General features: G+C 30.3%; 16 protein-coding genes. 14 read left to right on the forward strand and 2 right to left on the reverse strand.

Annotated elements, in window-relative coordinates; translation table 11 throughout:
• The first annotated feature begins 5 nt into the window (after nt 1-5).
• From HMPREF2782_RS08995 to yihA, 9 genes are all read left to right on the forward strand, one after another.
• Nucleotides 6-800, forward strand: a complete 795-nt coding sequence (locus HMPREF2782_RS08995; RefSeq protein ID WP_070642515.1) for a ZIP family metal transporter — start codon at nt 6-8, stop codon at nt 798-800.
• A gap of 385 nt (nt 801-1,185) precedes the next feature.
• Nucleotides 1,186-2,001: a diadenylate cyclase CdaA gene (gene cdaA, locus HMPREF2782_RS09000; RefSeq protein ID WP_070642517.1), complete on the forward strand. Its 816-nt coding sequence runs from the start codon at nt 1,186-1,188 to the stop codon at nt 1,999-2,001.
• A complete protein-coding gene (locus tag HMPREF2782_RS09005) occupies nt 1,994-2,926 on the forward strand; it encodes a CdaR family protein (RefSeq protein WP_070642520.1) in 933 nt (310 codons plus the stop codon). Before cdaA ends, HMPREF2782_RS09005 begins: the two co-directional genes overlap by 8 nt.
• Complete coding sequence (locus HMPREF2782_RS09010) at nt 2,926-4,254, forward strand: CCA tRNA nucleotidyltransferase (protein WP_070642523.1); 1,329 nt, start codon at nt 2,926-2,928, stop codon at nt 4,252-4,254. The genes HMPREF2782_RS09005 and HMPREF2782_RS09010 overlap by 1 nt, the downstream gene beginning before the upstream one ends.
• 49 nt (nt 4,255-4,303) lie before the next feature.
• On the forward strand, nt 4,304-5,638 hold the full coding sequence (gene tig / locus HMPREF2782_RS09015; RefSeq protein ID WP_070642525.1) for a trigger factor: 1,335 nt from the start codon (nt 4,304-4,306) through the stop codon (nt 5,636-5,638).
• Between the two features lie 33 nt (nt 5,639-5,671).
• Nucleotides 5,672-6,259, forward strand: coding sequence for an ATP-dependent Clp endopeptidase proteolytic subunit ClpP (clpP, locus tag HMPREF2782_RS09020; protein ID WP_004838066.1), 588 nt, complete (start codon nt 5,672-5,674; stop codon nt 6,257-6,259).
• 2 nt (nt 6,260-6,261) lie between these two features.
• Entirely contained in the window at nt 6,262-7,470 is a 1,209-nt protein-coding gene (gene clpX / locus HMPREF2782_RS09025; protein WP_070642528.1) for an ATP-dependent Clp protease ATP-binding subunit ClpX, read from the forward strand.
• A gap of 43 nt (nt 7,471-7,513) precedes the next feature.
• Nucleotides 7,514-9,844, forward strand: coding sequence for an endopeptidase La (gene lon, locus HMPREF2782_RS09030; RefSeq protein WP_070642531.1), 2,331 nt, complete (start codon nt 7,514-7,516; stop codon nt 9,842-9,844).
• Nucleotides 9,841-10,428: a ribosome biogenesis GTP-binding protein YihA/YsxC gene (gene yihA / locus HMPREF2782_RS09035; RefSeq protein WP_070642533.1), complete on the forward strand. Its 588-nt coding sequence runs from the start codon at nt 9,841-9,843 to the stop codon at nt 10,426-10,428. Before lon ends, yihA begins: the two co-directional genes overlap by 4 nt.
• 82 nt (nt 10,429-10,510) lie before the next feature.
• Here yihA and HMPREF2782_RS09040 read toward each other — a convergent pair whose 3' ends face one another.
• Nucleotides 10,511-11,083, reverse strand: coding sequence for a xanthine phosphoribosyltransferase (locus HMPREF2782_RS09040; protein ID WP_026074055.1), 573 nt, complete (start codon nt 11,081-11,083; stop codon nt 10,511-10,513).
• Nucleotides 11,084-11,186: 103 nt separating this feature from the next.
• Between HMPREF2782_RS09040 and HMPREF2782_RS09045 the strand changes: the two genes are divergently transcribed.
• Both HMPREF2782_RS09045 and HMPREF2782_RS09050 read left to right on the forward strand, forming a co-directional pair.
• Complete coding sequence (locus tag HMPREF2782_RS09045) at nt 11,187-12,473, forward strand: M18 family aminopeptidase (RefSeq protein ID WP_070642536.1); 1,287 nt, start codon at nt 11,187-11,189, stop codon at nt 12,471-12,473.
• Nucleotides 12,474-12,482: 9 nt separating this feature from the next.
• Entirely contained in the window at nt 12,483-12,782 is a 300-nt protein-coding gene (locus HMPREF2782_RS09050) for an MTH1187 family thiamine-binding protein (RefSeq protein WP_070642538.1), read from the forward strand.
• 59 nt (nt 12,783-12,841) lie between these two features.
• Here the strand turns inward: HMPREF2782_RS09050 and HMPREF2782_RS09055 are convergent, their stop codons facing one another.
• Complete coding sequence (locus HMPREF2782_RS09055; RefSeq protein ID WP_070642541.1) at nt 12,842-14,167, reverse strand: NCS2 family permease; 1,326 nt, start codon at nt 14,165-14,167, stop codon at nt 12,842-12,844.
• A 101-nt stretch (nt 14,168-14,268) separates the two neighbouring features.
• Between HMPREF2782_RS09055 and HMPREF2782_RS09060 the strand changes: the two genes are divergently transcribed.
• From HMPREF2782_RS09060 to aroF, 3 genes are all read left to right on the forward strand, one after another.
• Entirely contained in the window at nt 14,269-15,522 is a 1,254-nt protein-coding gene (locus HMPREF2782_RS09060) for a hemolysin family protein (RefSeq protein WP_070642543.1), read from the forward strand.
• Nucleotides 15,523-15,529: 7 nt separating this feature from the next.
• Nucleotides 15,530-17,185, forward strand: a complete 1,656-nt coding sequence (locus HMPREF2782_RS09065) for a putative manganese-dependent inorganic diphosphatase (RefSeq protein WP_070642547.1) — start codon at nt 15,530-15,532, stop codon at nt 17,183-17,185.
• A 303-nt stretch (nt 17,186-17,488) separates the two neighbouring features.
• Complete coding sequence (gene aroF / locus HMPREF2782_RS09070; protein ID WP_070642549.1) at nt 17,489-18,499, forward strand: 3-deoxy-7-phosphoheptulonate synthase; 1,011 nt, start codon at nt 17,489-17,491, stop codon at nt 18,497-18,499.
• Nucleotide 18,500 lies beyond the last annotated feature (1 nt).

Below are 18,500 nucleotides of genomic sequence, written 5' to 3' on the forward strand. Positions count from 1 at the left end.
GAAAAATGAGCAAAGATTTAGTAATAGGATTACTAATTCCATTTATAGGCACAAGCCTTGGGTCGGCTATGGTCTATTTAATGAAAAACGAATTATCAAGTAAAATTCAAAAATCCCTATCAGGCTTTGCTGCAGGCGTAATGGTTGCGGCAAGTATTTGGTCGCTTTTAATACCAGCAATGGATATGGTAGATCAAAAGCTAGGAAAAATGGCGTGGATTCCTGCTGTGGTAGGATTTGCTGTTGGAATTATATTTTTATTATTTTTAGATAATGTAGTTCCCCATCAACACGTTGATAGCGATGTGGCAGAAGGACCAAAAAATGATTCGTTAAGAAAAACAACAATGATGGTACTTGCAGTTGTAATTCACAATATTCCAGAAGGAATGGCAGTAGGAGTTACATTTGCAGGAGTTTTGTCAGGGAATACAGATTTGACAATGGCAGGAGCCATGGTGCTTTCACTTGGAATAGCAATTCAAAATTTTCCAGAAGGTGCAATAATTTCTATGCCATTAAAAAGTCAAGGAATAGGAAAAAATAAATCATTTATAATGGGAGTTTTGTCAGGAGCAGTAGAGCCAGTAGCAGCAGTTCTTACAATATTATTATCCCAAATAATGATTCCGATTTTGCCATACCTTTTAAGCTTTGCAGCCGGAGCAATGTTTTATGTAGTAGTAGAAGAATTAATACCAGAAGCAACAGGCGAAGGCGAAGACCACTCAAATTTAGGAGTAATTTGGTTTTCAGTAGGCTTTTCAGTAATGATGATCCTGGATGTCATGCTTGGCTAAAAAATGTGCCGGTGGCACATTTTTTACAAGCATGCCGCGGAGTAAGTACGAAGAATTAAAATCAAGTTTTAAAATAATAAAAAACCAAATTAAGTTTAACGCGACCAAAGAGCGTATGTTAGGCTAGAAATTGTGCCTGTGGCACAATTTCTACTAATGCCCCGCGGAGTAAAACGAAGAATAAAATTTAAATACAAAAAAGATAATAGTTGAAAACAAGATTAAAACTAACACCAAGCTAAAAGCTTGGTATTTTTTTGTGATTTTTTTTCAGTAAATTTAATCAACAAAAAAATTATCAAATTTAAATTTAATAATTTAGTCTTTTCATTTCTACAAATTTTCACAATAAAGTATATAATATAAATAGACTTAGGAGGTAGACATGTCTTACATAGATAATTTTGTAGCGTATTTATCGCTAATTAGGATTACAGATATAATTGATATAACGCTTATTGCTTTTATTGCATATAAATTGTTAAAGCTTCTCAAAAATACTAGAGCTGAACAAGTTATGAAGGGATTTATTTTTGTTTTAATCTTTGCATCAATTGCTGATATTTTTAAATTAAATACTGTTTCATGGCTTATGAATCAATTTTTTACTGTTTCTTTGGTATTTATAATTGTAGTTTTTCAACCAGAATTAAGGTCTGCATTGGAAAGAATTGGTAGGGGACGAAGTTTTTTTGTTAGTGATTCTTACAATAAGAATGAAAGATCTATTGATGAAATTGTTTCTGCTATGAGCTCCTTGTCTAGGCAAAAAATTGGTGCTTTGCTTGTAATTGAAAGAGAAGTTGGACTTAATGATATTATCGAAAGTGGAACCAATCTTTCTGCTGAAATTTCCAGCGAACTTTTGATAAATATTTTTATTCCAAACACACCTCTTCATGATGGAGCGGTTATAATTCGTGATGATTTGATTGAAGCGGCAGCTTGTTATTTGCCATTAACTACAAATAATACTTTGTCAAAAGAACTTGGCACTCGTCACAGAGCAGCTATTGGAATTAGCGAAAAAAGTGATTGCCTTGTCGTTGTTGTTAGCGAGGAAACTGGAACAATTTCTATAGTAAGCAATGGTGTTATAAATAGATATTTTGATGACGAGTCTTTAAAAGATAGGCTTATGAAAGAGCTAAGAGATGATGAGAATAAATTAAATTTTAAAAGGAGGATTGAAAATGAATAATAAAAATGACAGAAAATTGATTGTTTTATCAATTCTTGTCGCTGTCATTATGTGGGCTTTTGTAATGACTTCAACAAATCCTTCTTTATCAAAAACTATAAGAAATGTTCCTTTAACAATTAAAAATCAAGAAGTAATGCAAAAAGATGGATACGCCTTGGTTGGTAAAGATGAGGTGGCAAGTGTAAATGTAAAAGTTGAAGGTTCAAGATCAGATCTTGCATCTTTGTCAGCAGAAGATTTGGTTGCAAGCATAGATTTGGGCGTTCCAACAGAAGGAATAAAAACTTTAAATGTAAATGTTGATGTTCCGTCAGGAATTAGGATCGAAAGTGTCAGTCCGTCAAATATTAATTTGAAAATGGAAAAAATTGTAAAAAAGGATTTGACTGTAGATATAAAAATTTCTGATAGGTTAAAAGAATCAAAAATTATTAATGTAAGCGAGCAATCTACCAAAAAAATTACTGTATCTGGTCTTAGAAATTATGTTGATAAGGTTGATAAAATTGTACTAAATATTAATGAAGAAGAATATCTTGATGGGAAAATTCATGATATTGGAGTAAAACCTGTAGATAAAAATGGAAAAACTGTAGAAAATGTAGATTTGTCACAAAATGATGTGTCAATTTCTTTTGATGTTCTCCAAAGTAAGGAAGTAGGCGTAGAATTAAATTACGATAATCTTCCAAAAAATATGCAAATTGAAGAAAGTAAAATTTCTCCAAGCAAGGTTATAGTAAAGGGAGAAAAAAGTATAGTTGATAAAATAAGTGCAATAAAAACTAGAGAAATCGACCTATCAAATTTGAAAAACGACGAATTTGAGCAAAGAGTAGAGCTTGAAATCCCACAAGCTGTCGAGCTAAATGAGGGAGATTATTTTGTAAATGTCTATGTGAAATTAGGAAAGAAAAATTAATGTCCTATAAATATTTAGTAAAAAGGCTTGAAGATTCTGGTTATGAAACTTATCTTGTAGGCGGAGCACTAAGGGATAAGCTTTTGGGAGAGAAAATCCACGATATTGATTTAACAACAAGAGCTAGACCAGAACAAATAATGAAAATTTTTTCTGATATGAAATTAATAGATATAGGGAAAAAATTTGGAACAATAAAGGTTATTTATAAATCTGAAGAATTTGAAATTACAAGTTTTAGGGCTGAATCTGTATATAAAGACAAAAGGCATCCTGATAAAATTTCCTTTTCAAATACAATTGAAGAAGATTTAAAAAGAAGAGATTTTACCATAAATGCCATGGCAGAAAGAAATGGCAAGATAATAGATTTATTTGATGGGAAAAAAGATTTAAAGGATAAGATAATAAGAGCTGTTGGCAATCCTTACGAAAGAATTGAAGAAGATTATCTAAGAGCTTTAAGAGCAGTAAGATTTGCTACAGTTTTGGATTTTAAAATTGAAGAAAATTTAAAAAATGCAATAAAAAATAAGAAAAATAATATAAAAGAAATATCAAAAGAAAGAATTAGAGATGAAATTGATAAAATTTTATTATCTAAAAATCCATCAAGAGGAATTAGATTATTAGAAAAGCTTGGTCTTTTAGAATATATATTTCCAGAAGTTAAAAAAATGATAGGCTTTAATCAACATTCCTCCCACCATAAATTTGATTTATTTGAACATTCTATGAAAGTATTGGATATGACTCCAGCAAATTTAAAAACAAGAATGGCAGGGCTTTTTCACGATACAGGAAAAATTGATACATTTTTTCTAGATGAAAATGGCGAAGGGAGATTTTTTGGACACCAAGAAATCTCAAAAGAGATAATTAAAAATAGATTAAAGGAATTAAAATATCCCAAAAAATTTATTGAAAACACCTCGCTATTGGTAGAAAGGCACATGGATAATACCAATACATACACAAAAAAATCTGTAAGAAAACTTTTGAGAAAAGTCGGAGATGAAAATATTTACGATTTGTTTGATTTGCAAAAAGCAGATGTTCTTTCGACAGTTCACGATAATACAGAAAATATTTTAAATGCAAAAAAACTCTTAGAAGAAATTTTAAATTCAAATACTCCAAGAAAAAAAGATCAAATTGATTTTTCAGGAAATGATTTAATAGAAATGGGATTTAAAGAGGGAAAAAAGCTTGGAGAGATTTTAAATGAAGTTTATAATTTGGTAATGGATGAAAAATTAGAAAATAAAAAAAGTGAAATTGTTAAATATATAAAAAATAAATACAATAATCTTGATAGAAATTATTAGAAGTAGTATATTAAACTAATGAGTATGTAGTGTTTTAGGAGGCAAAACGATGACAGAATTAAAATCACATGAAAATAATATAGCAAAATTTGACTTAGTAGTAGCTGCTGAAGATTTTGAAAAAGCAGTTAATAATGTTTATAAAAAAAATAAGTCTAGATATAGGGTAGATGGATTTAGAAAAGGAAAAGTTCCAAAAAGAATAATCGAAAAAATGTATGGAGTAGAAGTATTCTACGATGAAGCAATTCAAGAAGTTTTCCCAGAACCTTATAACAAGGCAATTGATGAATTAAATCTTGAAGTAATAGATCAACCATCAGTTGATTTTGACGATATAGAAAAAGGAAAAGACGTTGTATTTAAAGTAGAAGTTGAAACAAAACCACATCCAACACTTGGAGATTATTCTGAACTTGAAGTTACAGAAATTCCAACAGAAGTTACAGATGAAGATGTAGAACACGAACTAAAACATCAACAAGAAGAAAATGCAAGAATTATTCCAATAGAAGACGGCGAAGCTCAAGATGGAGATACAGTAAATATAGATTTTGATGGTTTTCTTGATGGAGAAAGATTTGAAGGTGGAAAAGCTGAAAATCATGATTTAGTTCTTGGATCAAAATCATTTGTTGGCGATTTTGAAAAACAAGTTGAAGGCCACAAAGTTGGAGATAAATTTGACGTTAATGTAACTTTCCCTGAAGATTATCAAGCAAAAGAATTCCAAGGAAAAGACGCAAGATTTGAAGTGGAAATCAATTCAATTTCAAGAAAAGAACTTCCAAAAATTGACGATGAATTTGCAAAAGATATTTCTGAATTTGAAACATTAGAAGAATTAAAAGAAGATACAAAGAAAAATCTTAAAGAAGATAAAGAAAAATTTGTAAAAAGTCAAATTCAAAATGAAGCAATCAAAGCTTTGGTAGAAAAATCTGAAGTAAATGCTCCAGATCCATTAGTAAACCAAGAAATTGATCTTGAAATGCAAAATCTTGACCAAAGATTACGTCAAATGGGAATTTCTTTACAACAATATATTGAAATGACAAAAATGGACATGTCTGCAATTAGAGATCAATATAGAGCTGTTGCAGAAGATAAAGTAAAAGCAAATCTTGTAATGGACGAAGTTGCTTTGAAAGAAAATATTGAAGTAAGTGATGAAGAAATAGAAAATGAAATAAAAGATGCCGCTAAACAATATGGAGTAGACGATTACGAAAAATTCAAAGAAATCTTCGAAAAGAATGTTTCTAGAGATACAGTTATAGAAAATGTTAAAAGAAGAAAAGCTGTAGAACTTCTAGAAAAAAATGTAAAATTAGTTCCAGCTAAAAAAGAAGAAGAAAATAAAGAAGACGAAAAAGAAGATTAGTAATCATAAACTCCAAAAAGATAAGGAGATTTTATGAACGCAAAAAACTTTTTAGTTCCTACAGTTATAGAGCAAACAAATAGGGGCGAGCGTGCTTATGATATTTACTCAAGATTATTAAAAGATAGGATTATTTTTCTAACAGGTCCTGTTGAAGATGGAGTAAGTGATATAATTATTGCTCAACTCTTATTTTTGGAAAGCCAAGATCCAAACAAGGATATTCAATTTTATATAAATTCACCAGGTGGAGTAGTTACAGCAGGACTTGCAATCTATGACACAATGAATTATATAAAACCAGATGTATCTACAATTTGTATAGGTCAAGCTGCATCAATGGGAGCAGTTTTACTTTCATCTGGAGCAAAGGGAAAGAGATTTTCTTTGCCAAATTCAAATATTTTAATCCACCAACCATCAGGTGGAGCTCAAGGTCAAGCAAGCGATATTCAAATCCAAGCTGAACAAATTTTAAAAATGAAAAAAAGATTAAATAAAATTTTGGCAGATAATACTGGTCAAAGTATTGAAAAAATTCAAAAAGATACAGACAGAGATTTTGCTATGGATGCTTATGAAGCAAAAGAATATGGCTTAATAGACAAGGTAATAGAATAAGTATGGGTAAAATGGAATTTGAAGAAAACAGATGTTCCTTTTGTGGGAAAAGCGCTGATGAAGTTGATAGATTAATTGCAGGACCAGATGCTTTTATTTGTAATGAATGTATAGAGCTTTGCTCATCAATTATTCAAAGAGAAGAATTAGTTGAACACAGCCACATGGATATTGATCTTGCTACACCAAGTGAGATAAAAGATTATTTGGATCAATATGTAATCCAACAAGAAATGGCAAAAAAAACTCTATCAGTTTCAGTATATAATCACTACAAAAGAATAAATTCAAATTATGATAGCAAAGATGATGTTGAGCTACAAAAATCAAATATTTTGATGCTAGGACCAACAGGTTCTGGAAAAACTCTTCTTGCTCAAACTCTTGCCAAGAAATTAAATGTTCCATTTGCAATTGCAGATGCAACAAGTTTAACTGAAGCAGGATATGTTGGAGAAGATGTAGAAAATATAATTTTGAAATTAGTTCAAGCTGCTGATTATGATATTGAGCTTGCCCAAACAGGAATAATCTACATTGATGAAATAGATAAAATAACTAGAAAAAGTGAAAATCCTTCAATAACTCGTGATGTTAGTGGAGAAGGAGTTCAACAAGCACTTTTAAAATTAATTGAAGGAACTGTTGCAAATGTTCCTCCACAAGGCGGAAGAAAACACCCAAGCCAAGAATATATCCAAGTTGATACAACAAATATTTTGTTTATTGTTGGTGGAGCCTTTGATGGAATTAAAGATATAATCAAACAAAGAACCAACAAAAAATCAATTGGTTTTGGTTCAGAAGATAGTGAAAATAAAGAAGTTTCTTTGGCAGACGTTACAACTGAAGATCTTTTGAAATTTGGATTAATTCCAGAATTTATTGGAAGAGTTCCTATAGTTGTTTCACTTGAAGATTTGGATGTAAATAGTCTTGTAAAAATTTTACAAGAGCCAAAAAATTCTCTATTAAAACAATATCAAAAATTATTTGAGCTTGATGGAGTAAAATTAACTTTTGAAGATGAAGCAGTCAAAGAAATTGCCGAAAAAGCCTTCAAGCAAGAAACAGGTGCTAGAGGACTTAGAACAATTTTGGAAGATTTGCTTTTGGATGTAATGTTTGAGATTCCTTCAAAAGAAAATATAAAAGAAGTTATTGTATCAAAAGGTGCTATAAAAGATAAGAAAAAATTAATATACAAATAAAAAAGGGAGACATTGGGCTCCCTTTTTACTACAAGGAGATAAAATGAGCTTTATCTATAAAATAGATACAAAAGAATATCCGATGGTCCCAGTGAGGGGCTTGTGGGCTTTTCCTGATACAGTAGTCCACTTTGATTGCCAAAGAGCGGTTTCAAAAAAAGCTGTAGAAGATGCTTTATTAAATGAATCTGAAATTTTTTTGGTAAATCAAAAAGATATTCTAGAAGATAATCCAAAAAAAGAAGATATTTATGATTATGGAACAATTGCAAGCATAAAACAAACTTTTAATTTGCAAAATGGAGAGCTTAGGGTTTTGATTGAAGCAAAATCTGTTGGCGAAGTTTTGAATGTAAAAATTGAAGATGGATTTTTTAAGGCAGAGGTTAAAGAATATATTTTCGATGAAGAAAATTTTGAAAGTAACGAAAATATAGAAGCCTTGAAAAAAATGTTGGTTGAAGATTTTAGATCTTATGTTTCAATGGATAATACTATTCCACCAGAAATTGCTTTTTCTTTGGTAGAAATTGAAAATATTGATAAACTTGCAAATTTGATAACATATTATCTTCCTCTAAGTCCAAAAGAAAATTATTCTATTTTAAAAGAGCTTGATATTGAAGAAAAACTTATTAATCTTCATAGGCTAATTCAAAAAGAAATTGAGCTAAAAGATTTGTCAAAAAAAATAGATTCTAAGGTTCAAGAAAATATTAATAAGGGACAAAAAGAATATTATCTTAGAGAAAAACTTGATGTTGTTAAAAATGAATTAAATGATTTAACAGGAAAAGATTTAAATGAGGCAGATGCCTTTAGGAAAAAAATTAAAAAATTAAAAATCGACAAGGAAGACAAGGAAACTTTATTAAAAAGTATTGATAGACTTGAAATGATTCCTGAAATGAGCCCTGATTATGGAGTTATAACTTCTTATCTTGATTTTGTAATCTCTCTTCCTTGGTCAAAAAAATCAAAAGATAATTTGGATATAATTCATGCAAAAAAAGTTTTGGATGAAGACCATTATGGACTTATGGAAGTCAAGGAAAGAATTCTTGAATCAATTGCTGTTAGAAAGAAAAAAGGAAATAATCAAGCTGCAATAATTTGTCTTGCTGGCCCTCCAGGAGTTGGTAAAACTTCTATTGCAAAATCAATCGCAAGAGCTTTAAATCGCAAATTTATTTCTATGCGTCTTGGTGGAGTAACTGACGAATCAGAAATTAGAGGTCACAGAAGAACTTACGTTGGAGCTATGGCTGGAAGAATTTTATCAAATTTATCAAGAATAAAAGTAAAAAATCCTGTATTTTTGCTAGATGAAATTGATAAGTTAGGTTCAGATTTTAGGGGAGATCCTTCATCAGCCTTACTTGAAGTTTTAGATCCTGAACAAAACGATAAATTTATTGACCGTTATCTTGATATAGGTTTTGATTTATCAGAAGTATTTTTTATAACAACAGCAAACGACATTTCAAATATTCCTCCAGCACTTTTTGATAGGCTTGAAATTATAGAAATTTCTGGCTACACCCAAAGAGAAAAGGAAGAAATTGCCAAAAGATATTTGATTAAAAAAGAAATGGAAAACAACGGACTTTGTAAAGATGATTTGAATATTTCAGATAAGGTTATAGAAAAAATCATAAAATCCTACACAAGAGAAGCAGGAGTAAGGTCACTTGAAAGAAATATTGCAAAAATAGCAAGACGTGCTGTAAAAGAAATTCTTGAAGGCAAAGAGAAAGTCAATGTTTCTATGAGAAATTATGAAAAGTATCTTGGTAAAGAAAGATTTTTTGAAGACCAAAGACTTAAAGAAGATAAAATTGGAATTGCAAATGGGCTTGCTTGGACTCAAGTTGGCGGAACAATTTTAACAATTGAAGTAAATGCCATGGACGGCAAAGGGGCAAATTTATTTACAGGAAGTTTGGGAGATGTTATGAAAGAATCTGCTCAAGCGGCAATTTCATATTTGAGAAAAAATTCAAAAGATTTAGGTATTGATCCAGATTTTTATAAAAATAAAGACATTCACGTTCACGTTCCAGAAGGAGCTACTCCAAAAGATGGCCCATCAGCAGGAATTACCATGACAACTGCAATTGCATCAGCTCTTACAGGAAAAAAAGTAAGATCTGACCTTGCAATGACAGGCGAAGTTACAATCACAGGAGAAGTTTTGCCAATTGGTGGACTTAAAGAAAAGGCTCTTGCAGCTTACGCTTATGATATAAAAAATGTAATTATTCCAAAAGAAAATGAAAAAGATATTGAAGATATTGACAAGGAAGTTAGGGAAAAAATAAACTTTATAAAAGTATCAAAAGTTTCAGAAGTTTTAAAGGAAGCCTTGCTATGAAAATAAAATCAGTAAATTTAGATCAAGTTGCAGGATTTCCCTCCCAATTTCCAAATGATAATTTTGAAGAAATTGCCTTTGCAGGAAGAAGTAATGTAGGAAAATCTTCATTTATAAATTCATTTTTGGACAAAAAAAATCTTGCCAAAACTTCATCAAAACCGGGCAAGACTAAAACCATAAATTTTTATAAAATAAATGATAAATTTAGGCTAGTCGATCTTCCAGGCTACGGCTACGCCAAAGTTTCAAAAAAAGAAAAAGAAAAATGGAATAATTTAATTCACCAATATTTATATGAAAGAGAAAATTTAAAAGAAGTTTTTCTTTTGGTAGATATAAGGCACGCTCCAACAAAACAAGATAAAGAAATGTATGATTGGATAATAGATTCTGGCTTTACAGGATTTGTTATAGCAACAAAATACGATAAAATTCCTAAAACACACTTAAAAAAACACATAAAAGAAATAATGAAAACTTTAAATATTGATGATGAAGGATTGATTTTTGCCTATTCATCAATAACTTCTCATAATAAAAATGTTTTATTAGAACAAGTTGAAGTAATAGTAAATTCATAAATTTAAATTTTAAAATCTCACGCAAGTGGGATTTTTTATTTTGAAATTTTAAAATAAAAAAGATGGCAAAAGCCATCTTAGATTAATCTATAAATTCTATTTCTTTTCCGTCCATGTGAGAAATTCTTGCAAGAGAGTAAACATCTATGCCCATATCATCAAGAAGTTTTCTTCCGTCTTGGTAGGATTTTTCTATAACTATTCCAATACCAGCCACATTTGCACCTGCTTGTTTACAAATTGCAACCATAGCTTTTGCAGCTTGACCATTTGCCAAAAAATCATCTATCAATAAGACATTTTCATTTTCGTGTAAATAATCCTTGCTTACAATAAGTCTTTTCATTTCTTCTTTTGTATAAGAATAGCAAGTTGAAGAAAATGTATTATCATCGGTTGTAAGTGATTTTTGTTTTCTTGCAAAAACTACATCGCAATCAAGGACAAGACCTGTGATAACTGCTGGGGCGATTCCTGATGATTCAACTGTCAAAATTTTATTTATATTTTTGTCTTTAAAATGTTCAGCAAATTCTTCTCCCATTTCCTTTATTAATTTTGGTTTTATTTGATGATTTAGAAAAGAATCGACTTTTAAAATATCTTTGCCAAGAACCTTGCCATGGCTTAATATTACTTCTTCTAATTTTTTCATTATAAACATTTACCTCCGTACTCTTTTTATTATTATAAAGCAAAGTTTAACAAAAAGTCAAAAATCACTTTTATAAAGCAATCTATAGGGTAATATATATTATATGAATAGAAATGAAATAATCAATGACTTAATAGAATTTATTGACCAAAGTCCAATAAATTATTTTGCTGTCAAAAATTCTATTGATCGTTTAGAAAAAAATGGTTTTAAAAAACTAAATGAAAATGAAAAATGGAAACTAGAAAAAGGCGGAAAATATTTTGTAAGCCGTGACGATACAGCTTTAATTGCTTTTAGTGTGGGAGATGATCCAAGAAAGGGGTTTGATATTATTGGTTCTCACACAGATTCTCCAACTTTTAAAATAAAATCAAATCCAGAAATGACTTCAAATGGATTTTTGAAATTTAATGTTGAAGGATATGGTGGAATGATTGTATCTTCTTGGTTTGATAGGGACTTGTCCCTTGCGGGAAAAGTTGTTTATGAAGAAAATGGAGAATTTAAAACGAAGCTTTTAAAAATTGACAAAGATCTTTTGACAATAGCAAATTGTGCTATCCATATAAATAGAGAATTAAATTCAGGTTACAAATATAATATGCAGGATGAACTTTCTCCAATTATAAAAACAATCAAAGATGATTTTAAAAAAGAAGGATTTTTGCAAAAATTATTGGCAAAAGAAATTGGAGTAGATGAAGAAAAAATAATAGATTTTGATTTGGCACTTTATGATAGGCAAAAAGGATCTATTATGGGAAGTGATGATGAATTTATTCATATTGGAAGACTTGATAATCTTGCAAGTGTTCACCAATCACTAGCAGCTTTAATTAATAGTGAAAATAAAAAATTTAATATGTGCGTATTAAATGACAATGAAGAAATTGGATCAGGGACAAGGACAGGAGCATCTTCTCCATTTTTGGATGAAATTATGGAAAGAATCGTAATGAATTTGGGTTATGATAGGGAAGATTATTTTATTGCCCTTGCAAATTCATATTTAATTTCAGCGGACCTTTCTCATTCGATTCATCCAAATTATAGTAATTTATATGACGAAACTAATAATACAAGAATAAATATGGGTATAGGAATAAAGGTAGCTTCTAATGGTGCTTATACAACAAATGTAGAAACTAGGGCGAGATTTTTAAAACATGCAAAAAATGTTGGGGCAAAGGTTCAAACTTTTCACAACAGATCTGACAAGGTCGGTGGCTCTACAATTGGTCCAATTGTTTCTGCGAAATCCGGAATAAAATCAATTGATGTCGGCACACCAATTCTTGCTATGCACTCAATAAGAGAGCTTGGTGGAGTAGATGATCACATAGAAGCTATAAAAATATTTGAAGATTTTTACAATAAAAAATATTAGGAGGATATTATGGCAGTTATAGAATTAACAGTAGTACCAATAGGAACAAAAGAAACTTCAGTTTCAAAATATGTAGCAGGATGCGAAAAAGTTTTGAAAGAATACGAAGATTTGGAAGTAAGATTAAATCCAATGGGAACAGTAATTCATGGAGATATAGATAAAGCTTTTGAAGCAATCAGAGCTTGTCAAGAATCAGTTTTTAAAAATGGAGCAGATAGGGTTTACTCAGTAATAAAAATAGACGACAGACGCGACAAAAAAGCAAGTCTTGACCAAAAAATAAAATCAGTTGAAGATAAGATGTAAAATATTTTATCTTAATTTAAAAATTCCCCAAAATTAATGGGGAATTTTTGTTTGCTTATTTACGAAAATAATGGAAGTAAATATCTTAGTAAAAATACTAAGGCAAGCACATAAACTAATGGGGAAACTTCTTTTCCTTTTCCTGTAAGTAATTTTACGCTTGCGTATGAAATCATTCCAAAGGCGATTCCTTCTGCTATTGAATAAGCAAATGGCATCATTATTATTGTCATAAAGGCTGGGAATGATTCTGTGAAATCTCCAAAATTTATATCAACAATTGAATCTATCATAAATAATCCTACCATTACAAGAGCAGCTGCTGTTGCTTGAGCTGGAATTATTGTGATTAATGGATAGAAAAATATTGATAGGAAAAAACAAAATCCTGTTGACAAGGCAGTTAGTCCTGTTCTTCCACCTTCTGCAACTCCTGTTGCACTTTCTACAAATGTTGTTACAGTTGATGTTCCCAAAAGTGCTCCAAGAGTTGTACCAATACTATCTGCAAAAAGTGCACGTCCAGCATTAGGCAACTGTCCATTTTCATCTAACATTTTTGCTTTTGTTGCAACTCCTGTAAGTGTTCCTATTGTATCAAATAAATCTACAAATAAAAATGCGAATACAACAGAAAACATTTCTAGTGAAAATATTGATGAAAAATCTAATTTGAAAGCAATTGGACTAAGTGATGGTGGCAATTGAATAATTCCGCCTTCTGGGAGCTTGCTTACTCCTGTAAATATGGCAATAATTGTAGAAATTACGATTCCTATTAACAAGGCTCCTTTTGTTTTTCTTGCTGTTAAAACTGCCATAATCAAAAGTCCCATAAAAAATATAAAACTTTCTTTACTAACTAAATTTCCAAGTCCAAGTCCAACATCATTTTTTACAATTACAGTAGAATTTAATAAACCAATTAGAGCAATAAATAATCCTATTCCTACTGATACTGCAGTTTTCAAACTTCTTGGAATGGCATTAAAAATTGCTTCACGTACATTAAAAAATGTTAAAAATACAAAGATAATTCCTTCAATAAAAACAGCTGCTAGAGCAAATTCCCAACTTTTTCCCATAGTCATTACAACTGTGTAGGTAAAAAATGCGTTTAATCCCATTCCAGGTGCAAGGGCAAATGGAAGATTTGCATAAAGTGCCATAATTAAAATTGCAATTATTGATGCAATTATTGTTGCAGTAAATACTGCGCCCTTATCCATTCCGGCATCTCCCAAAATTTGTGGATTTACTGCCAAAATATATGACATAGTCATAAATGTTGTAATTCCCGCCATAATTTCAGTTTTTACATTTGTTTTTTTCTCTTTTAATCTGAAAATTTTTTCGGCAAGTGATTCGTTCGAATTTTTTTCCATAATTCCTCCTTTTTTTTTCGAGCATATTATATCATAATTACTTTAATTAATCACTTTATTTTTTTATAAATTTCTCATATAATGTATTCAAGGAGGAAGTTTTGACGACAAAAAATATAATTGAGTTATTTGTAATGATTTTGGGGATTTTGCTTTCTGCATTTTTTTCATCTTCAGAAACTGCTATTACTTCTGTAAACAAATTTAAATTAAGGCAACTTGAAGAAAAAAATGTAAAAAACGCATCATTGCTTAGAAAACTCGTTGATGATAGCCAAAACACAATTACAACAATTCTTGTTGGAAATAATATTGTAAATATTGTTACTACTACCATAGCTGCATTATTTTTTACTGATATTTTTGGAGCTGCTGGTGCTTTTATTTCTACAGTTGTTGTAACTATAACAGTTTTAATTTTTGGAGAAATTACTCCAAAGCTTGCAGCTCAAATTAATAGCGAAAAAATAGCTCTTAGATTTTCAAAAGCTATTTATATTGTTTCTATAATTTTAAAGCCTACGGTATTTTTATTGGGATTATTTACAAAATATCTTACAAAAAAATTATCTGATGGGGCTGATAATTCTGATAAGGTTACAGAAGAAGATTTGAAAACTATTGTAGATGTTGGGGAAGAGCAAGGTGTTATTAATAATGAAGAAAGCGAAATTATAAATAATGTTTTTGATTTTGCTGGCTCTTTTGCATCTGATATTATGACTCCAAGAACTAATATGGAGGCAATAGCTATTGATGCGACTAAGGAAGAATTGGATAAATTTTTAATTGAATCTAAGCATTCAAGAATTCCTGTTTATGGCGAAAGTATTGATAATATTGTGGGCGTTTTGCACATGAAAGATATTGTTACTTTTGTTGCTGAGGGCAGAGAGCCAAGGCTTAAAGATATGCTAAGGCAAACTTACTATGCTTATGAAAATATGAATATAATTGATCTTTTTAAATCAATGAAAAAAATGAATGTGTCCCTTGCCATTGTTGTTGATGAATACGGCGGAACGGAAGGGCTTGTTTCGATTGAAGATATAATTGAGGAGCTTGTTGGAGATATTTACGATGAATATGATCCTGATGATGAAAAAGTCTACAAGGTTTCTGATAATGAATTTATAGTTGATGCAAGTATGCACATAAATGATTTTAATGATTATTTTAATAGAGATATTAAAGAAGTTAAAAATGATTCGGTTGGAGGTTTGGTAATTGATTACCTTAACCGACTTCCTAAAACTGGAGATATTGTAAAGGTTGATGATGTTACTTTGATTTGTGAGAAGGTTGAACGTTACAAGATAAATTTACTTAGAGTTAAATTTGATAGCGAAAGTTAGAGGTACTATGAAACAAACAGTTTATATTACAGGCCACAAAAATCCGGATACTGATTCTATTTGCTCAGCCCTTGCTTATGCAAATCTAAAAAATAGGTTGGGAGATAGCGAGGCAATTCCGATTAGACTTGGTCATGTAAATCAAGAAACTCAATTTGTTCTTGATTATTTTGGAGTTAAGGCTCCTCTTCACAAGGATTCTATGAAACTTCAAATAAAAGATATTGACTATGACAATTCTTATAATGTTGATGAATCTCTTCCAATTAGAAATGCTTGGTCAATAATTCAAGAAAATAAATTGAATTCTCTTTTTGTAGTAGATGATAAGGAAAGATTAATTGGAGTTGCATCCCTTTCAAATTTGACCCATTCTTATATGGAAGTTTGGGATGATAGAATTATTGGAAGAACTCACACGCCAATAGAAAATATAGTGGATATTTTATCTGCAAAGCTTATGGTAAATCCAAAAAATCCTAGAGATTTTACAGGTAAAATGATGGTTTATGCCATGAATGAAAAAGATTCACCAGAAACTTCTTTGGTTGGAGATGGAGATTTGGTTATAACAGGAAATAGGCTTGAAGCTCAAGAGTATTTGATAAATAAAAATATTTCTTTAATTATTTTAACCAATGGCTCTGATATGAAAGAGGAGCTAAAAAAAGAGGCTGAAAAAAATAATATTACAATTATTTCAACAGAATATGATACCTTTATGACAGCAAGACTTTTGCCAATGGCAGTTCCGATTGCAAATGTTATGAGCACAGAAAATTTAGTTTATTTTTCTCCAGAAGATACAGTTGATACAGTTCGTGAAGTTATGGGAAAAACTAGATTTAGATCTTATCCAATTGTTGATGCAAGAGGAAGAGTTCTTGGGGCAATTTCAAGATACCATTTGATTTCTGATGAGAAGAAAAAATTAATTTTGGTTGACCACAACGAAAGAAACCAATCAGTTGATGATATTGATTATGCAGAAATAATTGAAATAATTGACCACCACAGAGTAGCTAATGTTGTAACAAATCAACCCTTATTTTTTAGGGCAGAGCCTGTGGGTTCAACTGCAACCATAGTTGCAAAAATGTTTTTTGAATCAGGAATAAGACCTACAAAAGAAATTGCAGGAATTCTTTCAGCAGCAATAATTTCCGATACTCTATTATTTAGATCTCCAACAACAACAGAAACTGACAAAAGAGTTTTAAATAGACTTACAAAAATTGCAGATATTAATCCAGAAGATTTTGCTATGAAGATGTTTAAGGCTGGAACAAGTCTTAAAAATAAATCGCCAGAAGATTTAATTGATGGAGATGTAAAAGCATTTACAATTGGAGATGACAAAATTAGAGTTGGACAAGTTATGACAATGAATCCAGAAGAGTTAAATCCTATAAAAGATAAATTAATTGCTCTTATGAAAGATAGATTAAATGCTAAGGGAGAAAACACCTTTGTCCTTGTCCTTACAGATATTTTCAATAAAAAATCTGAATTATTAGTCGTGGGAAACTATCTTGATGATATAGAAAAAGTTTTTGGAAATAAGGTAAACAATGGAACAATTTCAGCTCCTGGTGTTTTATCTAGAAAAAAACAAGTTATACCAAAAATAACTGAAGCTATTATGAATTCCCACAATAATTAAACTTTACTGAAAAAAATTTCTATGCTATAATATAGAAAATTTAGAAAACAGGAGAAAATAATGAAAAACTTAAATTTTGCACAAACTAGCTTTTACTTTTTTAACTTTACTTTTGACAAAAGTAAGGCTATTTATCATGTGCAAAATTTTAAAACATTTTAAGTTTTTTTGAATTTTAGCTTCTTGGTAATAGCCAGGAAGCTTTTTTATTTTGAAATAATAAATTAGCTTAAAAAATTACATAAAAAATTTTTCTTATATGAAAATATTAAAAGAAAAAAGAGATTTTATTAGGAGAAGAAAATGATTATTAAATTAAAAAATGGTGCAAATGAAAAAGAAGTACAAGATCTTATAAAAGAAATTGAAGATATGGGGCTTAAAGTAAGTAAGGCAGTTGGTTTTAAAACGACTATCTTGGGGCTTTTGGGAGATACTTCCAAGGTTTCAAAAGATGATATGAAATCAAAAAGTGTTGTTGATGATGTAATAAGAATCCAAGAGCCTTATAAAAAAGCAAACAGAAAATTTCACCCAGAAGATACAATAATTACTCTCGAAAATGGAACAAAAATCGGTGGTGGCTCTTTTGTTTATATGGCAGGACCATGTTCAGTCGAAAGCGAAGAACAAATTGTATCAATTGCAAAAAAAATCAAAAAATCTGGCGCAACAATTTTAAGAGGAGGAGCTTTTAAGCCAAGAACAAGTCCATATTCTTTTCAAGGTTATGGCAAAAAAGCTATTGATTATCTTTTAAAAGCAAAAGAAGAAACAGGCCTTGCCCTCGTTTCAGAAATTATGGAAATTAACCAATTAAAATATTTTGATAATGTAGATATTCTTCAAGTTGGAGCAAGAAATATGCAAAATTTTGATTTATTAAAAGCGCTTGGAGAAGTTGATAAACCAATTTTATTAAAAAGAGGTTTAGCAGCAACTTATGAAGAATTATTGATGGCAGCAGAATATATTATGAGCAGGGGAAATACAAAAGTTATTCTTTGTGAAAGAGGAATTAGGACTTTTGAAACAGCAACAAGAAATACTTTGGACGTCACAGCTGTTCCATTTTTGCATGAAAAAACTCATCTTCCAATAATAATCGATCCATCTCATGCGGCGGGAATTGCAAGATATGTAAAAGATTTATCTCTTAGTGCAACGGCAGTTGGGGCGGATGGACTTATGATAGAAGTTCACGAAAACCCTGCAAAAGCATTTTCTGATGGAGCTCAATGCGTAGTTCCAGATGATTTTGACAAAATAGTAAAGGCTACAAAAAAAATCCATGATTTAAGAAAGGAAATTTAAA

This window comes from Anaerococcus sp. HMSC068A02, assembly GCF_001811125.1.
Classification (GTDB): domain Bacteria; phylum Bacillota; class Clostridia; order Tissierellales; family Peptoniphilaceae; genus Anaerococcus; species Anaerococcus vaginalis_C.

Bases quoted from the DNA above. Each gene is read 5' to 3' on its own strand.
- HMPREF2782_RS09010 (WP_070642523.1), top strand. From the start codon at position 2,926: ATGTCCTATAAATATTTAGTAAAAAGGCTTGAAGATTCTGGTTATGAA.
- clpX (WP_070642528.1), top strand. From the start codon at position 6,262: ATGGGTAAAATGGAATTTGAAGAAAACAGATGTTCCTTTTGTGGGAAA.
- HMPREF2782_RS09065 (WP_070642547.1), top strand. From the start codon at position 15,530: ATGAAACAAACAGTTTATATTACAGGCCACAAAAATCCGGATACTGAT.
- HMPREF2782_RS09040 (WP_026074055.1), bottom strand. From the start codon at position 11,083: ATGAAAAAATTAGAAGAAGTAATATTAAGCCATGGCAAGGTTCTTGGC.
- cdaA (WP_070642517.1), top strand. From the start codon at position 1,186: ATGTCTTACATAGATAATTTTGTAGCGTATTTATCGCTAATTAGGATT.
- yihA (WP_070642533.1), top strand. From the start codon at position 9,841: ATGAAAATAAAATCAGTAAATTTAGATCAAGTTGCAGGATTTCCCTCC.
- HMPREF2782_RS09005 (WP_070642520.1), top strand. From the start codon at position 1,994: ATGAATAATAAAAATGACAGAAAATTGATTGTTTTATCAATTCTTGTC.
- lon (WP_070642531.1), top strand. From the start codon at position 7,514: ATGAGCTTTATCTATAAAATAGATACAAAAGAATATCCGATGGTCCCA.
- HMPREF2782_RS08995 (WP_070642515.1), top strand. From the start codon at position 6: ATGAGCAAAGATTTAGTAATAGGATTACTAATTCCATTTATAGGCACA.
- HMPREF2782_RS09050 (WP_070642538.1), top strand. From the start codon at position 12,483: ATGGCAGTTATAGAATTAACAGTAGTACCAATAGGAACAAAAGAAACT.
- aroF (WP_070642549.1), top strand. From the start codon at position 17,489: ATGATTATTAAATTAAAAAATGGTGCAAATGAAAAAGAAGTACAAGAT.
- tig (WP_070642525.1), top strand. From the start codon at position 4,304: ATGACAGAATTAAAATCACATGAAAATAATATAGCAAAATTTGACTTA.
- clpP (WP_004838066.1), top strand. From the start codon at position 5,672: ATGAACGCAAAAAACTTTTTAGTTCCTACAGTTATAGAGCAAACAAAT.
- HMPREF2782_RS09045 (WP_070642536.1), top strand. From the start codon at position 11,187: ATGAATAGAAATGAAATAATCAATGACTTAATAGAATTTATTGACCAA.
- HMPREF2782_RS09055 (WP_070642541.1), bottom strand. From the start codon at position 14,167: ATGGAAAAAAATTCGAACGAATCACTTGCCGAAAAAATTTTCAGATTA.